Source organism: Agrobacterium sp. T29, assembly GCF_006970545.1.
In the GTDB taxonomy this organism is placed as follows: Bacteria; Pseudomonadota; Alphaproteobacteria; order Rhizobiales; family Rhizobiaceae; genus Agrobacterium; species Agrobacterium leguminum.
This window is the reverse complement of record NZ_CP040640.1, coordinates 2737501-2755615: the sequence shown is the minus strand read 5'-3', so window position 1 is coordinate 2755615 and position 18115 is coordinate 2737501. Positions and strand designations below refer to the sequence as shown.

Below are 18115 nucleotides of genomic sequence, written 5' to 3'. Positions count from 1 at the left end.
CGCGTGACGCGCTCGTTTGTTCCTTTGTCCGATCCCCCGGATCGTGCCTGAATCATTCTCGTCCAAGGGCGGGGGCACGAATGCCCCCGCGGGTTTCAACGGTGAGGCATCAGCCCCAGCACTTGTTGAGACCTTCCTTCGTATCGATCGAGTCGAGGCCCTTGACCGGCTTGTCGGTTACCAGCGTCACGCCGGTATCGACGAAGTTCTTGCCTTCGGTCGGCTTCGGCTTTTCACCCGTGTCGGCAAACTTCTTGACGGCTTCGACGCCGAGAGCCGCCATCAGCAGCGGATATTGCTGCGAGGTCGCGCCGATCACGCCTTCCGCCACGTTCTTGACGCCCGGGCAACCGCCATCGACGGAAACGATCAGAACATCCTTTTCACGGCCAACCGCCTTCAGCGCCTCATAAGCGCCGGCTGCCGCAGGTTCGTTGATGGTGTGGACGACATTGATGGTCGGGTCTTTCTGCAGCAGATTTTCCATCGCCGCGCGACCGCCTTCTTCGTTACCATTGGTGATATCATGGCCAACGATGCGTGGATCGTTTTCATCGCCGATCTTGTTGATGTCCTTCACGTCGATTCCAAAGCCCTTCATGAAGCCCTGGTTCCGCAGCACATCCACCGTCGGCTGGGAGGGGGTGAGGTTGAGGAAGGCGATCTTCGCATCCTTGGCCTTGTCGCCGAGGCTGCCGGCGGCCCATTTACCGATCAGCTCACCAGCCAGAAGGTTGTCGGTGGCGAAGGTGGAATCAGCGGCATCGACAGGCTCGAGCGGTGTGTCGAGGGCGATGACCAGAAGACCGGCGTCACGCGCCTTTTGCACGGCCGGAACGATGCCCTTGGTGTCCGATGCGGTGATCAGAATACCCTTGGCGCCATCGGCAATGCAGGTCTCGATGGCGGCTACCTGGCTTTCGGAATCGCCGTCGATCTTGCCGGCATAGGATTTCAGCGTCACACCAAGTTCTTTAGCCTTGGCGGTCGCGCCTTCTTTCATCTTGACGAAAAAGGGATTGGTATCGGTTTTGGTGATGAGGCAAACCGAGGTATCGGCCGCAGACGCAACGGAAGCGAAAGAAACGCCAAGCGCAAGCGCGCCCAGAAGAGCGGAAACAGTGGTCTTCATGAGATCCTCCCAATGGATATTTGAGCACCGTGACGGTTACCCGACGATCCCGTCTCCTCCGAGATCGACGACCGTTGGCTCAGATGGAACCACCAAAGGAAACGCCTGTCAATAAATAAATCCGATTGAATTATTAATTCCGTATGGCATTCTAATATGCGGCAGGGAGGAATATCGCCACGTCGTTTAACGTTGCGATAGCAAGATTGCCATAAAGCCTGCTGTATCGGTCGCGGCGGATAGGGCGGGCGGGAGGATGACACTATGAGACAATCTGTCGAGACGGCGCCGCCGGCGCCGCCCACCACCATGGATATAAGCGGCGGCGCCAACCAGATCGGAGTGCGCGCTTATAATGAGCGGCTCGTGCTCTCGCTCGTTCGCCGTCACGGCGGACTGTCAAAAGCTGAGATATCAAGACTTTGCGGCCTTTCAGCGCAGACCGTCTCGGTCATCATGCGCTCGCTTGAAAAGGACGGGCTTCTCATTCGCGGTGAAAGGTTGCGCGGCAAAGTCGGCCAGCCATCGACGCCGATGCGGCTTAATCCCGACGCCGTCTTTTCTTTCGGTGTGAAGATCGGCCGACGCAGCGTCGATCTCGTGCTGATGGATTTTGTCGGCCGGATCAGGCTCAAGCTGCGCAGAACCTACCCCTACCCTCTTCCGGAATGGATACTACCCTTCGTAATCGACGGCATAACGGAACTCGAATCGAAGCTTTCCCCTGCCGAGCGGGAGAAAATTGCCGGCGTCGGCATCGCCGCTCCATTTGAATTGTGGAACTGGGCGCAGGAAGTGGGCGCTCCACAGATTGAAATGGAGAGATGGCGGGGAGTCGATATCCGGTCGGAAATTGCCGAAAACGTCAGCTATCCGGTTTTTCTGCAGAACGACGCGACCAGCGCCTGCGGCGCCGAACTGGTTTTTGGCGCAGGCCAGCACTATCCGGATTTTCTTTACGTCTTCATCGGCTCCTTTATAGGCGGCGGCGTCGTTTTGAATTCGGCGCTATTTTCCGGAAAGACGGGAACGGCCGGCGCCATCGGCCCCCTGCCGGTGCAGGGGCAGGATGGCAATACCGTCCAGCTTCTGAAAATCGCGTCGATCTTTGTTCTGGAAAACATGCTGCGCGAAAAGGGTATCGATCCGCGCCCCCTGTGGTTTTCTCCGGACGAGTGGATCGATTTCGGCGAGCCGCTGGAAAGCTGGATCAGGAAAACAGCCGCGGCGCTGGCGCAGGCCGTCATTGCCGCCGCCTCCATCATCGATTTTTCGAGCGTCATCATCGATGGCGGTTTTCCCGACTGGGTCAGAACAAGGATCGTCGCCGCCACCCGCCTTGCCCTTAAACACCACGATCTGCAGGGTGTCACAGTGCCTGACATCATCGAAGGCGCGGTCGGTAGCCAGGCGCGGGCAATCGGCGGCGCGAGCCTGCCCCTGTTTTCGCGCTATCTCATCGATCAGAACGTCCTGTTCAAGGACACGACCGGCTGAGCCTTCGCAACGCCCTGCGGTTTTATTACTCGGCTATTAATTTGGATATCTGCCGGTCATTCGCCAGCGGCGTGCTGCATGATCGCCGCCAGAAAAGCAGGTCCGTATCGCTCGAGCTTGGTGTCGCCGACGCCGGGAATCCCAGCCATTTCCTTCGCCGAGGCCGGTTTTGCCGTCGCAAGTTCTATGAGGGTCTTGTCGTGGAAAATCACGTAGGGTGGAACGTTCTGTGCCCGGGCAATTTCCATGCGCTTCGCACGCAGTGCCTCGAAAAGACTGCGATCGGATTCCGGCAAGACCGTCGATACCGTGTTGCGGGGCGTCTGCTGCCGTGCGGAACGGGGAGCGGATGGTATCCTCAGCATCAATGCCGGTTTTTCGCGCAGGAACCGCCGTCCATCCTCGGAGATGGACAGGCCGCCATGTCCCGACAGATCCACTTCAATCATGCGTAACGCAACCAGCTGACGCAGGATGGCGCGCCATGTGCGGTTGTCATGCTCCTTGCCTATCCCGTAGGTGGTGATTCGATCATGTCCGAAGCGGGCAATCCGCTCGTCCTCGACACCCAGTAATACCCGGATGACGTAGGCCTGGCCGAAACGTTCACCCGTGCGATAAATACAGGACAGAAGTTTCTGCGCGGCGATGGCCCCGTCAAACAGGTCCGGCGGCTCGGCGCAGGTATCGCAATTGCCGCAGGGCTCACACCGGTCGCCGAAATAGGAGAGCAGAACCTGCCGGCGGCAACCGGCCGTTTCTGCGAGGCCGAGCAGCGCATCGAGCTTCTGGCGCTCCATATATTTGCGTTGGTCCGCAGCATCGGATTCTTCGATGAAACGATTGCGCAGGGCAATATCTTCGTAGCCGTAGAGCATGAGCACGTCCGACGGCAGACCATCACGACCGGCTCGGCCCGTTTCCTGATAATAGGCCTCGATGCTGCCGGGCAGGTCGATATGAACCACGAAGCGCACATCCGGCTTGTCTATGCCCATGCCGAAAGCGACGGTCGCGACAATGATGACCGCCTCGCCGTGCTGGAAACGGGTCTGGTTCTCCTCACGGGCGGCCTTGTCCATGCCAGCGTGATAGGGTAGCGCATCGCGACCCTCCTCCCGCAGCCATGCCGCCGTTTCGTCCACTTTGCGTTTGGAAAGGCAATAGACGATACCGCTCTCACCGTCGCGATCCTTCAAAAAGCGCTTCAACTGCGCGCGGGGATTATCCTTCTCCATGATCGCATAGCGGATATTAGGCCTGTCGAACCCGGCGATGAAGGCATCGTGCTCTTCAATCCCCAGGTGACCGAGAATTTCGGCGCGCGTGGGCTCGTCGGCCGTCGCCGTCAACGCCATGCGCGGCGTATCGGGAAAACGCTCGATCAGCGTGTCTAACTGGCGGTAGGGCGGCCGGAAATCATGCCCCCATTGTGAAAGGCAATGAGCCTCGTCGACCGCGATCAGCGACAGGTCGATGGATTGCAACGCATCGAGGACATCTGGCTTGAGCAGGGTTTCCGGCGCGGCATAAAGAATATCGACCTTGCCGGCCCGCATGTCGCGCCAAAGCGCGCGCCGCTCTTCCGGGGAAAGATCGGAATTGAGAGCTTCGGCCCGCACACCGGCCTGACGCAAAGCAGCGACCTGATCGACCATCAGTGCGATGAGCGGCGAGACGATCAACCCCATGCCATTACGAGCAAGCGCCGGGATCTGGTAACAAAGCGACTTTCCACCGCCCGTCGGCATCAAAACGAAGGCATTGTTTCCCGCCATTACATGCCGAATGATGTCAGCCTGCCGCCCGCGAAACGCATCGTAGCCATAGACGGTCTTGAGGATATGCAAGGAATCAGCGGTCACGGCGTTTTTTGTCCGAAGGGGAATGATTGTGCATCATCACGGTTTTGTGGTCCATGGCAATGCCGAAGATAGAGTTGGCCGTGGAAGTAGGAGCGTGATTGAGCTTGTGATTCCTTCGCAAGCGCCGACGAAAGCAAGAGTGACACTCTTGAGAGAGAATCAGACCTCATAGCACCAGATTATTATCTTCGGCAAAAATCCCAACCTGTTGCGTATGTTACTTTTTAACAAGAGGGAAGGGTACGGCTGAAGGCGTTTGGAGCGCATCGGCGTCTTCTCCTCCGACAACAAAAAATGGGCGCGTCCTCAAGAAGGTATCCATCAGGCGTTCGTAACGATGGTGATTGGATATAATGTTTGACCGGAGAGACGAGCCAGATTTGATCGGCGAATGCGAGTTTTCGCCGAATTCTGCAGCATGATTTCTTTAATCTTCACATGGCATGGAGCGGTGGCTTGCCGTTAAGATCAATCGCGCTGTAGAGAAGCCAATACCGACGAGAGGAACCCGAAGCACGCATCCCATATAGAGCTCCTCACGAATAGGGATGGCCGAGGTCTTCGGGCCGTGCCGCAGCATCGAGTATCTGCTCTGCGAAACGGGGCCGAAGACATCGGTCCTCTCATCTGGTTCGACACCAATATAACAGCCGCTCAACGGGCCTTCAGAAAGCGATAGCCCTCATTGAAATCATTGGTGTATATTCGATCCGTCGCCACAAAGGGCACATTTCTGCGATAATCTTCAAACAGCGCTTTCGTTCCCGCTCCCAACTGCCCGGGCTTGCGCAGATCAACGGCTTGCGCGGCATGTAGCAACTGGATCGAGGACATCCAGTACAGGTTATCCAGAATTCGGCCGAGATTGGCGACCGAAAGCGGTGCGTGGCTGTCCAGATCCTCGATATTTCCTGCCATCGCAATTGAGCCGACGGGAGCCTGCGCGCCGATCTGCTGGTTTTCGGCCAGAAGCGCGACGAGTGGCTTCTGGATCGCACCAAACGCATGTCCTTGATTGGTTTCAGCAGCAAGGAACCGCGAAAGATGTGTTATATCCGGGTTCTCGAAGCGGATCGTCTGCATCGTAATGGCCTGTGACAGACGCACCAGCGCCGTGTTCAGTGCTTCAACCCTTGAGGCCACCGGCAGCATCTCAAAACCCGCACTCGGATAGATCGCTCCCGATACCTCGCCCTCGATAAAATATTGGGAGACCTGCCCGGAAGCCTTGTCGTCCGAGGCTCCCGCAACCACGCCCGGATTGTCATCACTGTGATTGATCTGGATTTCCAGCGCCCTGGTCAAATCCTGCGTTGCAATTTCGGCTCCACCAAGCACATAGGCCATGGTGCGATAAGACAGCGGGTCCTGCAGTGCCCGATCCTTCGCGGGTGACCAGAGATAGCTGCCGTCGAGGGCAGAGCGAACCATCAGTGCCCCGGATGTGTTTTCGGCAAAGGGGCGCAGCTCGTTCGTCGCCGCGAGGAAAGGGGCGACATTGCCGTTAAAACCTTCCAGTGCCAAACCAAAGACAACGGCTTCCTTCTCGAGATAACCCGCCGTATCGTGCGCCAGCAGGACAGCCTGCCCGGCGGTCAGCGCATTTGTGCTGAGGATCGAAAGGAAATCCTTGCCAACCGGCTCGAGCGGAGCGATGCCCGCCTCTGCCAGGGCACGCGCTGCGGGAATGCGATTGCCCTTCGTGAAGACCTCCCCTTCGCCGACCATCGCCAGACCGATATGGGAGGCAAGGGTGATATCCGCCTCGCCAACAGAACCGCGTGAAGGAACGACCGGGGTGATCCCCTGCTCCAGAAACTGTCGATACATTTCCGCGACGGCGCTCTGAACGCCGGTTCGGCCGGTTGCAATCTGGTTTAGACGAATCGCCATGCCCGCCCTCACGGCCTCGACCGCCATCGGCTCGCCCACGCCTGCGCCATGCGCGCGCAGGGATGTCGAATTGAAAGCGCGTGACAGTTTCAGCAGATCGTCGTCCAGCACGCGCTTGCCGTCCTTCATCGCGAAAACTGGGCGATCCTTGTTCCAGCCAACGCCAACCGTCAGGCCATAGACCGCCTTGCCCTGCAGGGCGGCCTCCATCACCAGATCGAAGCCTTCGGCGATCCGTTTCCCCGCGCTCTCGGTGAGAGTAATCTTGGCGCTGGCATCCCGCGCCAGGCCGACGACCTGTTCCACGGTCAGGCTTTGGCCGTCGATGGACCAATGTTCCGCCCGTGCGTTTGAAGCAGTAAGCCCGACCATCGCAAAAGCTGTGACAATGGAGAGGCGATGAATAGTCCCGTTTTTAACAGACATGATGTTCCCTTGAGTTGGTTATTATTATGCCGTCATGTTTGCAGCACTGTCCGGCGTCGAAACGGCTTCGCTTCGATTGGAAACTTCCAGACATGACGGGTGGAGCAATTGGGGGAGCTGGGCCTTGAGCGGCCCATCTCCTTCAGTTCGTGGAATACGGCTTCGGCAGGATCAGGACCGCTATCAGCGATATGAACGCCGCGGCCATGACGTAAAATCCGGGCGCGTGATAACCGATGCCCGTGCTGCCAAGCCAGGTCAGCGTCGCCGGGGCAAATCCTCCGAAGATCGTCACGGCGGCATTGTAGGCCAATGACATGCCGGTGGTGCGGATATTCGTCGGGAAAACCTCGGACAGGGTTGCAGGTGCGACCCCGACATATCCCGAGACCATGATGCAGAAGAGGCTTTGCACGATGATGAGCGTCGTCAGCGTTGGCGAAGATTGCAGCCACCAGATCAGGGGATAGACCGCGACCAGCATCGCGCCGGCGGCAATGGTAAGCATCAAGCGCCGGCCGATCCTGTCCGAAATGCTGCCGGCGCTGACGCAACCGACCGCGAGGAAGACGTTGCCAATCAGCGATGCCGTGAAAGCCTCCGAAGCGCTGAAACCGAAAGCGCGCTGAACGAAGATCGGCATGTAGATGATCAGCACATAGACGCAAACCGCCCACAGGATCGAGAAAGCGAAGCCTTTGATCAGATGGCCGAAATAGTCCGAGAAGACGAGCTTCAGGGGTGTTTTGGCGGACTGGTTCTCCAGACTTGCCTGTTCGGCCTGAAAAGCCGGCGTTTCGTCCAGCGTTTTGCGCAGCCACAGGCCCACCGGCGCGATCAGTACGCCAATGAAGAACGGAATCCGCCAGCCCCAGTCTCCGATCTCCTGCTCCGTCAGAAGCGAGGTAACCGCAAAGGCGACAAGTGCACCCATGATGTTGGAAATCGCCATGCTTGCCTGCAGCCAGGAAGCATATTTTCCTTTTTTGTCGGCTGGCGCATGTTCAACAAGAAAGGCGGCTGCTCCGCCGATTTCTCCGCCCGCAGAGAAGCCCTGAAGGACTCGTCCGGCAAGGATCATGAGCGGCGCTCCCACACCAATCGCGGCATAGGTCGGCGCCACCGCGATCAGCAGGGTGCCCGCCGCCATGATCATGATGGTCAGGAACAGTGCTGCCTTTCGACCAGCCTTGTCGCCATAGACCCCGATCACGATGGCTCCCAGGGGGCGGATCACGAAGCCTAGCCCAAAGGCGAGAAAGGCTTTCACGAGTTCGACCGTGTGATCGCCGCCGGGAAAGAAATTATGGGCGATGTAGATTGCAAACAGCGCATAGACGGTGAAGTCATACCATTCCAGGGCGTTGCCTATCGATGCTGCTGCAACGGCGCGCTCCGGTGATGACCGTCTGGCCGGTGTCACTGACAAATTTTGATATGTTTTTCCCATTATTGTCCCCTCTTGGCCTGCCGGTGCCGGCAGGCGGTGTTGATTGGTGATCGTAATTTTCCGCCCTTAGTGGCGATTGATGGCGTCTCCTCGCTTTGACCTGTCAGATCTGCACGTGATTTATGCCCTTGCTGGCAATTTCATCCTGTGCCTCGGCATAGCCCGCATCCGCGTAACGGATGACGCCGAGCCCCGTATCGTTATCGAGCGATTGCGAGAGCCGGTCGTCAGCCGCATTAGTGCCATCAGCGACGATCGTGACCCCTGCCGAGGTCATGAAACCCGCATATCCCCCGCCGCCGGAATGAAGCGCGACGAGGTCGGCACGCGAAGCGCAGAGCAACATCGCGTCGAGAAGCGGCCAGTCGGCGATGGCGTCCGAACCGTCGAGCATGTTCTCCGTCATGATGTTCGGATGCGCCATGCCCGCTGAATCGAGGTGATCGCGAGAGAAGGCGACCGGCCCCTTCAATTCGCCCGAAGCGACCAGAGCGTTGACCCGTCGTGCAAGCGCACTTCTTTCGCCATGGCCGAGCCAGGCGATGCGCGCCGGCAGCCCCTCGAACGGAACATACTTGCGCGCCAGCGAAATCCAGTTGGTAACGATCTTGTTGTCCGGAAACATCTCCAGCACCAGCTCGTCTATCCGCGCAATGTCCGAGGCCTCGCCCGACAGGGCCATCCAGCGGAAGGGACCAATCGCCCGGCAGAAAAGCGGGCGCAGATAGGCTTCGGTGAAGACCGGAATGTCGAAGGCGTCAGCAACGCCACCGGCCTGCGCCTGCGTGCGGATCAGATTGCCATTGTCGAAAACCTCCGAGCCGGCCCGCTGGAATTCCAGCATGGCTGTTACCTGTTTGGCAATCGACACCCTGCCGGCCTCGATCAGCTCATCCGGATTCTGGCTGCGCAGGCGGCGTACCCGTTCCAGATCGTAACCGATTGGAATATAGCCATAAACGAGATCGTGGGCGGAGGTCTGGTCGGTCACGATATCCGGGATGATCCCGCGCGCAGCTATTTCGGGATAGATTTCCGCTGCATTGCCGACAAGTCCGACGGACAGCGCCTCACCCTTGGCGCGGGCCTCTTCAATTCGCGCCAGCGCGCTATCGAGATCATCGGCAATCTCGTCGAGATAGCCGATATCCTTGCGGGTGCGGGCCCGTTCCGGATTGATCTCTATGCACAGGATGGCTGCGCCCGCCATGCGACCGGCAAGTGGCTGCGCGCCTCCCATGCCACCAAGGCCCGCGGTCAATACGAAACGCCCGTTCAGCGTGCCGCCGAAGCGGCGTTCGGCAATACGCATGAAGATTTCATAGGTGCCCTGAATGACGCCCTGCGAGCCGATATATTGCCATGCCCCCGCAGTCAGGCCGCCCCAACATATGAGGCCCTTGCGTTCAAGAGCATAAAAATTCTCGGCCTTGGCCCATTGGCCGACCATGTTGCAATTGGCCATGATGACCATCGGGGCCTCGGTCGAAGTCTTCATCAAGCCGACCGGCTTTCCCGACTGGATGACGAGCGTCTGATCCTCGTCCATGGTCGTCAATGCACGCACGATGGCATCATATGCGGCCTTGTTGCGCGCCGCCTTCCCGAGTGCTGCGTATACGACGAGATTTTCCGGGTCTTCACCGACAGCCAGCACATTTTCCATGAGGCGCAGCAGCGCTTCCTGCCGCCAGCCCTTCGCGCGAAGCTCTGGGCCTGAAGGGATCGGGAAGCCGGGATTGCGGGGATTCTCTCTCGGCATCTTCAGGCCTCCAATGCGTAATTGGTCAGGTTGATACCCATGACCTTTTCGGGGTGGACATAGATCGCCGGGTCCATCAGGCCCGCGCCGATCGGAATGAGGGTCTTCGGGACATGCAGCAAGTGGATCTTCATGCCGACTTTCAGCTCACCGACAGACAGCGGCTCGATCTCCTGCGACAATGTGGTGATGACGTCCGGAAAGGTTGCGAGACGACGGCCATCGACCGCATCGACCGCCATGTATTCGTTCATCACATGCAAGGTCAGCGCCGCATCGCCCCTGCCGATGGTGACGGTGCCGACGTCGAAAGCCTCATTTGTATAAACGACATCCTTCGCCGTGATCTCTCCTTCAATCATGATCCTGCCGCCCGTGGTCGCAAGGATCGCATCGAGGACTGCCGCATGCCCTCGAGGCTCGGCGGCGAGGATTGCGTGACCAAGCTCCAGCGCCTTGGAAATTCCGCCGAGCGCCGCATTTTTCGCGACGTAGCCGGCGCGAACCGGATTGCGGGCCGAGGCGATGAAACCGCCCGACATGTCGGAGGCCGTGCGCAGGATGGGAGAGATGCGGCCGGTTGCGCCACGCGTTACGAGTTCGATATAGCGATTCTGGTCGCGATTTCCGCCGACGGCCGTCTGGATCGACTGGTCCGGTTTTCCGGCCATGCCGATCGCCCCCATGTCGCCGGTCGGATGGGCACGCATGTCACCCACCGCGTCCAGCACCTTGCAGCCAAGGATCGCCGAAGGCAGCCATGCGTTGAGGGTCGAGGACTTGCCGTTCTGCCCGATCATCAGGGCCGCGACCTTCGCACCAAGCTCATCCTGCAAAAGCTGCACGGCCTTGACATAATCCACGCCCCGCATTTCCCAGGGCGTCGTGGAGGCCGGCGCACCGATGGCGGCAGCCGTCGCCACCCAGTCATCTTCGTTCAATTCGTCGATGGAGACGAGTTCAGGCGCACCGGCGTTCACTGCGGCATAGCCCAGCATCCGTCCGTGGTGGACCCAGCCGCCACCCCCTGCCGCATAGACCGCGCCTCCCCGCACCGCGGGTTCCACATCCTTCTCCGTCAGAATTCTGGCCACTTTCAGCCCTCCCTTTTTCTGTCCAATTCCATAATCGTGTTCGCCAGAACTTCAGCCGCCAAAGCGAGATCGGCTGCATCGGCCCATTCTTCCGGGCAATGGGAACGGCCGTCGCGGCAAGGGATGAAGAGCATCGCCGAAGGACACAGCCGTGTCATGAATGCCGCGTCATGGCCTGCACCCGACACCATCTTTCGATAGGGCGTGTCCAGCCCGTCGGCGGCCTTTGCCAGCATCTCTTGCAATCCATCATCCATCTGCATGCCGGGATTGGCGGAAATCAGCCGCGCCTCAATCGTGTTTTCGCCGTCCGCGTCAAGTCCCGTCAGCCAGGATACGAATGCTTCCTTGTCCTCGGCCCGCTCGGCGCGGATATCGACCAGCATGCGGACCCGGCCTGGCACCACATTGGCGGCGTTGGGGGAGATTTCGAACTCGCCCACAGTTGCGGTAAAATGTCCGGGACCACCGGAAAGCTCCGTCGCGTACCGCTCGATCTCACTCACGATCCGCGCCGCAGCGACGAGGGCATCCGCGCGCAACCCCATCGGGGTCGTGCCGGCATGATCGGGACGACCCTTAACCTCGATCTCGACGCGATTGATGCCGACAATGGTCGTCACCACCCCAAGCGCAATCTTTTCCCGTTCGAGAACCGGCCCCTGCTCGATGTGCAGTTCCAGAAAGGCCTTCAGGTCATCAGCCAAGGGAGCTTCAAGACTTTCCGGCTTGCCGCCCACATCACGTATGGCCGTCGCCAGATCGCGCCCGTCACTGATACGCCTCAGCCAGTCCTGCGGCAGAACGCCCGCCATTGCTCGCGAACCGATGCAGGAAACCCCGAAAATGGAGACTTCTTCAGCAAGAAAATCGACGACGGCCAGGTTGTGCCGCAAGGCAACACCGCGCCGGGAAAGAATGCGTGCGACCTCCAATGCAACGACGACACCGGCAACGCCATCGAAACGTCCGCCGTCCGGCACAGTGTCGGAATGCGAACCCAGCATGATCGTTCCGGCCTGCGGCTCGGTGCCTTCGCGGCGGCCGATCAGGTTCCCGCCCGCATCCGTCGAGACATTCAATCCTACACCCAGGAAACGCCGCCGAAGATAGTTGCGCCCTTCATCGAAACGGGGCGAGAAGGCGCGGCGGGTCCAGGGACGTTCCGGATCAGTAATCTGCGCCAGTGCGTCGAGATCCGCTTCTATGTCCTTTATTGACGCATCGAGATTGCGGCGCATCACAACAGCACCTTGCGCAGACCAAGTGTTTCGGGCGGCCGCACAAAAATGCCGGTTCCCGGCGCAGCCAGCACGTTTTCACCGTCAAAGACCATCTCGCCTCGCCGCCAGGTGGCTGCGACCGTCCAGGGCAGTTCCATGCCGTGATAAGGCGACCACCCCGCAATGGAGTGAGGACTGGTGGCTGCGTCATACACCACGGGCCGATCGACGAGCACCATGACGTCAGCGTCACGCCCGACCTGCAACCCGCCTTTCTGGTGATCCAGACGAAAATGCCGGGCCGGATTTTCGGCCATCAGCCGGGCCGCCCACACCAGCGGTACGCCGCGTGCGATCGCGCCCTTGACGAAGAGCGGCACCATCACCTCCAGCCCCGGGACGCCAGAGGCATTTTTCAGCATATCGGGATTGGTCTTGCGGTCCTCACTCCAGCTCACGTGATCGGTGGACACCATCGACACCCGCCCTTCCGCCAGATGGTGCCAGATCGCCTCCACTTCTTTGCGGGGGCGTATCGGCGGGTTGATCTTGGCCTTGCCGCCAAGCCGCGCGACGTCGTTCTCCTCATCCAGAACAAGATAGTGAATGCAGCATTCGACGGAGGAATACCGGCCGTTCCTGCGATACATCTCGGCGATCTCGTAACCGCGACTGACGGAGCAATGGACGACATGCGCCGGGCAATCTGTCTCGGCGCCGGTTTCATAAATCTGCAGCATCGCCAGCGTCTCGGCCAGTTCGGGACGTGACAGACCGTGCGCACGCCAGTCGGTTATACCGGATGCTTCGACCTCGGAAATCGCGGCGCGGACATAGGCGTCGTCCTCATTGTGGACGCCTGCGGCGAGCCCGGTCTTTGCAATCTCGGCGAAACAGGCGCGAAGCAGCGCAGGTGGGATACGCGGAAAGCGTTGGGGATCCGTGCCGAAAGTCGAGAACTTGTAGGCGCAAACTCCCGCCGCCGCCTGTTCGGCAATGCGGGCGGAACCCTCTTGCGGATCGACGGTGCCATAAAGCGCAACGTCGATGCGCGCCTCCGCGTCGATCATCGCGACCTTGCGCCTGACAGCCTCGGCGGAACACACGAGATTGCCCTCATCATAGGGCATGTCCACGATTGTCGTGACGCCGCCCGCCGCCGCCGCACGGGTCGAGGCCGCAAAACCTTCGGCCCCCTTCTGCGACAGCGAGTGCACCTGTGCATCAATGGCGCCAGGCAATATAAGGCCGGTGCCGAAATCATGATTTTCTCGTCCAGCCGGCGCGGGCCCCTCTCCGATGAGTGCCGTTTTCCCCTCGCGAATAGCCACGAAACCTCGAGAAATCTCGCGGTCGGTCAGAATGACTCGCCCCGCCAAAACCGTATCGAAATCCGCCATGTCGTCCTCCTGTCATATTTCGACTATGAGGCACAATTAAATTAGTGGTATATCCCAAAATCCGGACAGACGATGCCGAAATGGGAAGGCCAAGACGAGGCGTAGGCAGTGAAGGTTTCGACGATTCTTTTATGTGACCAGGTGGTTCGGCTCGGCGGCATCCACCTTACGTCCAATACAACGGGGATTCCGGTTTCAACCGTATCGGATGCCGTCAGCCGCCTGGAAACCGCCCTCTCCGTCAAGCTTTTCGTGCAGGGCGCAAAAGGCCTGATCCTGACGGCGGAAGGCGGGAGACTTAGCCCTTATCTCGCGCAGGCCGCCCATGAAATCTTCGCGATCCATGGCGCGTGTGGCGATGACCATGCGAAAGATATTTATCAGAGAGGCGTGTCGCTGATTGCACTCTTCCGCTTCGCGGACATTCTCGAATCGGGCTCGATCCGTAAATCCGCATTGAGGCTTCAAATCGGGCAACCGCAGTTGACGCGGATGATGGCGATGCTGGAGGACAATCTGGGCGTCCGGCTTTTTGAACGGACCCGCAGCGGCTCGCGCGCATCGCCCGAGGGGCTGCGCATATCGCCCCACGTCCACAAATTACGCGATATTTGGGCTGCGCTGGACTCCACATCCGCCCTGCGTTTCAAGCGGCATTTGCGGCATTGGTCGTTCGGCGGCATTCCTCCCGCAACGACGGACAGCCCGTCAGCAATTATTCTGGCGCGCATTGCCGCCAACTGGGCACGGCGTTTCGACACACCGCTACTAATGCAGCCCGGACTTGCAGACAGTCTGCTGGAAGGACTTGAACAGCAGCGGTACGATGCAGTCCTTGTCGACATGCCAGTCAACAATTCCCGCCTGCGCAGCCGTGAGGTTCTGCGCAGCCACCTTTCATGTTTCCTGCAGCATGAAGCACCTGAACTGACGGATGCAGATTCGCCGTCACGGGTGCGCGAGGCGATCCTCAAGCACCGTCTGGTACTGCCTTCCCGCGCCTCCGGGCTGCGTCAGACCGCAGAAAGCTTTCTCGAGCATCTGCTTGGACCAACGTGGCTATCAAAGGTGCAGTTGATTGAGATCGACAGCATACCGGTGGCAGTGCAACTGATTGTCGGCCACGGATATTGTTCGATATTGCCGTCCAGCGTGGGAATAACCTCCCCCAAGGTAACGAGAATCCCATTGCCGATGACATTTTCCGTTCCATTGCTATTGGCCTGGCGCGCCGATGACAGAGGTACATATATGTCGCAGCGCGTTCTTCAGCTGCTTGATATAACGAACTAACGGTGGCTGGTAAGCTCGGCTCCTGCAACTCGGATTCATATCTATTACTTTGCCGAGCGGTCGGCTTCGGGCGCAATGAACTTGCAAGAGAAATAGAGGACGGTCATGGGAAGCCTGTCTTCAGGCTTGGTCAAGCTCGACACTACCTCTTCTATTTTTGCCATCACGGCGCTGATGTCAGTCAGTTGAGCTTCGGGCTGTCCAAGTGTCGCTCGCGCCAGTTCCTGAAAGCACGCGAACGATCGCGACGTCGATGTCTTAGTCGAGAACCCGTCCACCTCACAGATCCAGTACTGGCTTGCCGGCCTCATTTCCCGGCGATCGTGAGTTTTTCGTCTCTATAGGCTCGCGAGAAACAAAAAAACTCCCGTAGCGTTAGCTACGGGAGTTTTGGATGTTTGGTTGCGGGGGCAGGATTTGAACCTGCGGCCTTCAGGTTATGAGCCTGACGAGCTACCGGGCTGCTCCACCCCGCGTTATCCGGTTTTGCGTCTGCAAAATAGGTTTGGTTTTATTATAGCATAAAGGCCGCATTTGCGGCCTTTTGATTTGGGCTTTGTGGCCCTTTTGTGAGTGAGAAGATTTTGTGTTGCGTTTTGCAGACCTGGCAGCGACCTACTCTCCCGCGTCTTGAGACGAAGTACCATTGGCGCTGGGGCGTTTCACGGCCGTGTTCGGAATGGGAACGGGTGCAGCCGCCCCGCGATAACCACCAGGTCGGCAAAACGCAACATATGTTCATGCGGGACGCATGAACATATGTTGCTCTTTATTGGATTGGCATGCCTTATCCCGTTCGCTTGTCGCTCACGGGGGACGCCAATCGGCCATACGGTCACCTCTGATATGAGGGACCAGGTGGCCAAAGCAACCTAGTTCATGTTTTCACATGACTGTTGTTCGAGAAGCTGGAGAGCCAAGGCTCTATTTAATTTACACGTCTTTCTCTGACTTGTCCGTTTGCCTGCCTTGCTCGAGATCGAGCTAGGCAGCCATACAGGACGCTAGTCCGTCGCCAATCGTTTGGCGCGCCGTCCGCAGGGCCTTTGGCCCGTGAGGACAGAAGATGATGTCATCAAGCTTGGCTTGATGAACATATTCAATGGGAACGAAGAAGTCGATCGAGCTATTAGTAACGGTAAGCTTCACACATTGCTGTGCTTCCACACCCGTCCTATCGACGTGGTCGTCTTCCACGGCTCTGATAGGGAACACTCGTTTTCAGGTTGGTTTCCCGCTTAGATGCCTTCAGCGGTTATCCATTCCGTATATAGCTACTCTGCTATGCCCTTGGCAGGACAACAGATCCACCAGAGATACGTCCATCCCGGTCCTCTCGTACTAGGGACAGATCCTGTCAATATTCCTACACCCACGGCAGATAGGGACCGAACTGTCTCACGACGTTCTGAACCCAACTCACGTACCGCTTTAAATGGCGAACAGCCATACCCTTGGGACCTGCTCCAGCCCCAGGATGCGATGAGTCGACATCGAGGTGCCAAACAACCCCGTCGATATGGACTCTTGGGGGTCATCAGCCTGTTATCCCCGGCGTACCTTTTATCCGTTGAGCGATGGCCCTTCCACACGGGACCACCGGATCACTATGACCGACTTTCGTCTCTGCTCGACTTGTCAGTCTCGCAGTCAGGCTAGCTTATGCCATTGCACTCGACGACCGATTTCCGACCGGTCTGAGCTAACCATCGCGCGCCTCCGTTACTCTTTCGGAGGCGACCGCCCCAGTCAAACTACCCACCATACACTGTCCCGGATCCGGATAACGGACCGCGGTTAGACATCCACGAAGATAAGGGTGGTATTTCAAGGATGGCTCCACAGAAACTGGCGTCCCTGCTTCAAAGCCTACCACCTATCCTACACATGCCTTGGCGAATGCCAGTGTAAAGCTATAGTAAAGGTGCACGGGGTCTTTCCGTCTGACCGCAGGAACCCCGCATCTTCACGGGGAATTCAATTTCACTGAGTCTATGTTGGAGACAGCGGGGAAGTCGTTACGCCATTCGTGCAGGTCGGAACTTACCCGACAAGGAATTTCGCTACCTTAGGACCGTTATAGTTACGGCCGCCGTTTACTGGGGCTTCAGTTCAGAGCTTGCACCCCTCCCTTTAACCTTCCAGCACCGGGCAGGCGTCAGACCCTATACGTCGTATTGCTACTTCGCAGAGCCCTGTGTTTTTGATAAACAGTCGCTACCCCCTGGTCTGTGCCACCCCATCATACTTGCGTACAAAAGGGTCACGCTTCTTCCGAAGTTACGCGTGCAATTTGCCGAGTTCCTTCAACATAGTTCTCTCAAGCGCCTTGGTATACTCTACCTGACCACCTGTGTCGGTTTCGGGTACGGTCTATACGGTGGAGCTATTTCCTGGAACCTCTTCGCCGCCCAACCAATCCAATAAGGTTGAACAACACACGAGATCCGTCACTACCACCAGGCCCACGAATATTAACGTGGTTCCCATCGACTACGCGTGTCCGCCTCGTCTTAGGGCCGGCTAACCCTGCTCAGATTAACTTTAAGCAGGAACCCTTGGTCTTTCGGCGAGGGAGTCTCTCACTCCCTTTATCGTTACTCATGTCAACATTCGCACTTCCGATATCTCCAGCAGCCCTCACGGGTCCGCCTTCACAGACTTACGGAACGCTCCGCTACCACTTGCACAAAGTGCAAATCCTCAGCTTCGGTGCATGGCTTTAGCCCCGTTACATTTTCGGCGCAAAGACCCTTATTTAGACCAGTGAGCTGTTACGCTTTCTTTAAATGATGGCTGCTTCTAAGCCAACATCCTGGTTGTTTTGGGATCCTCACATCCTTTCCCACTTAGCCATGACTTGGGGACCTTAGCTGGAGGTCAGGGTTGTTGCCCTTTTCACGACGGACGTTAGCACCCGCCGTGTGTCTGCCGACTAGTACTCCTCGGTATTCGGAGTTTGGTTAGGATCAGTAAGACGGTGAGTCCCCATAGCCCATCCAGTGCTCTACCCCCGAGGGTATTCGGTCGACGCTCTACCTAAATAGATTTCGCGGAGAACCAGCTATTTCCGAGTTTGA

General features: G+C 58.3%; 10 protein-coding genes, 1 tRNA gene and 2 rRNA genes (1 of these 13 cut by a window edge). 2 read left to right on the top strand and 11 right to left on the bottom strand.

The features are described from left to right. Positions 1–109 precede the first annotated feature (109 nt). Positions 110–1132: a sugar ABC transporter substrate-binding protein gene (locus tag FGF54_RS13715; RefSeq protein ID WP_080818485.1), complete on the bottom strand. Its 1023-nt coding sequence runs from the start codon at positions 1130–1132 to the stop codon at positions 110–112. A gap of 264 nt (positions 1133–1396) precedes the next feature. Between FGF54_RS13715 and FGF54_RS13710 the strand changes: the two genes are divergently transcribed. Beyond that, positions 1397–2629, top strand: coding sequence for an ROK family transcriptional regulator (locus FGF54_RS13710; RefSeq protein ID WP_020812694.1), 1233 nt, complete (start codon positions 1397–1399; stop codon positions 2627–2629). A 56-nt stretch (positions 2630–2685) separates the two neighbouring features. Here the strand turns inward: FGF54_RS13710 and recQ are convergent, their stop codons facing one another. From recQ to FGF54_RS13675, 7 genes are all read right to left on the bottom strand, one after another. Further along, the gene (gene recQ, locus FGF54_RS13705; protein WP_142779951.1) at positions 2686–4494 is read right to left on the bottom strand and encodes a DNA helicase RecQ; all 1809 of its coding nucleotides are present in this window, start codon (positions 4492–4494) and stop codon (positions 2686–2688) included. Positions 4495–5148: 654 nt separating this feature from the next. Continuing rightward, on the bottom strand, positions 5149–6813 hold the full coding sequence (gene hutH, locus FGF54_RS13700; protein ID WP_142779950.1) for a histidine ammonia-lyase: 1665 nt from the start codon (positions 6811–6813) through the stop codon (positions 5149–5151). 142 nt (positions 6814–6955) lie between these two features. Beyond that, on the bottom strand, positions 6956–8263 hold the full coding sequence (locus FGF54_RS13695; protein ID WP_142779949.1) for an MFS transporter: 1308 nt from the start codon (positions 8261–8263) through the stop codon (positions 6956–6958). A 103-nt stretch (positions 8264–8366) separates the two neighbouring features. Next, positions 8367–10025, bottom strand: a complete 1659-nt coding sequence (locus FGF54_RS13690) for a urocanate hydratase (RefSeq protein WP_142779948.1) — start codon at positions 10023–10025, stop codon at positions 8367–8369. Between the two features lie 2 nt (positions 10026–10027). Next, positions 10028–11119 carry a DUF917 family protein gene (locus FGF54_RS13685; protein WP_137039314.1) on the bottom strand — a complete coding sequence of 364 codons (1092 nt, stop codon included), beginning with the start codon at positions 11117–11119 and terminating at the stop codon, positions 10028–10030. Positions 11120–11121: 2 nt separating this feature from the next. Beyond that, complete coding sequence (locus FGF54_RS13680; RefSeq protein ID WP_142779947.1) at positions 11122–12360, bottom strand: Zn-dependent hydrolase; 1239 nt, start codon at positions 12358–12360, stop codon at positions 11122–11124. Beyond that, positions 12360–13742, bottom strand: coding sequence for a dihydroorotase family protein (locus FGF54_RS13675; protein ID WP_142779946.1), 1383 nt, complete (start codon positions 13740–13742; stop codon positions 12360–12362). The genes FGF54_RS13680 and FGF54_RS13675 overlap by 1 nt, the downstream gene beginning before the upstream one ends. A gap of 108 nt (positions 13743–13850) precedes the next feature. Between FGF54_RS13675 and FGF54_RS13670 the strand changes: the two genes are divergently transcribed. After that, positions 13851–15035: a LysR family transcriptional regulator gene (locus FGF54_RS13670; RefSeq protein WP_142779945.1), complete on the top strand. Its 1185-nt coding sequence runs from the start codon at positions 13851–13853 to the stop codon at positions 15033–15035. Positions 15036–15434: 399 nt separating this feature from the next. Here the strand turns inward: FGF54_RS13670 and FGF54_RS13665 are convergent. From FGF54_RS13665 to FGF54_RS13655, 3 genes are all read right to left on the bottom strand, one after another. After that, positions 15435–15511, bottom strand: a tRNA-Met gene (locus tag FGF54_RS13665). A gap of 126 nt (positions 15512–15637) precedes the next feature. Continuing rightward, positions 15638–15752, bottom strand: a 5S ribosomal RNA gene (rrf, locus tag FGF54_RS13660). A 391-nt stretch (positions 15753–16143) separates the two neighbouring features. Next, positions 16144–18115 (bottom strand): 23S ribosomal RNA (locus FGF54_RS13655); it runs 824 nt beyond the window's last position.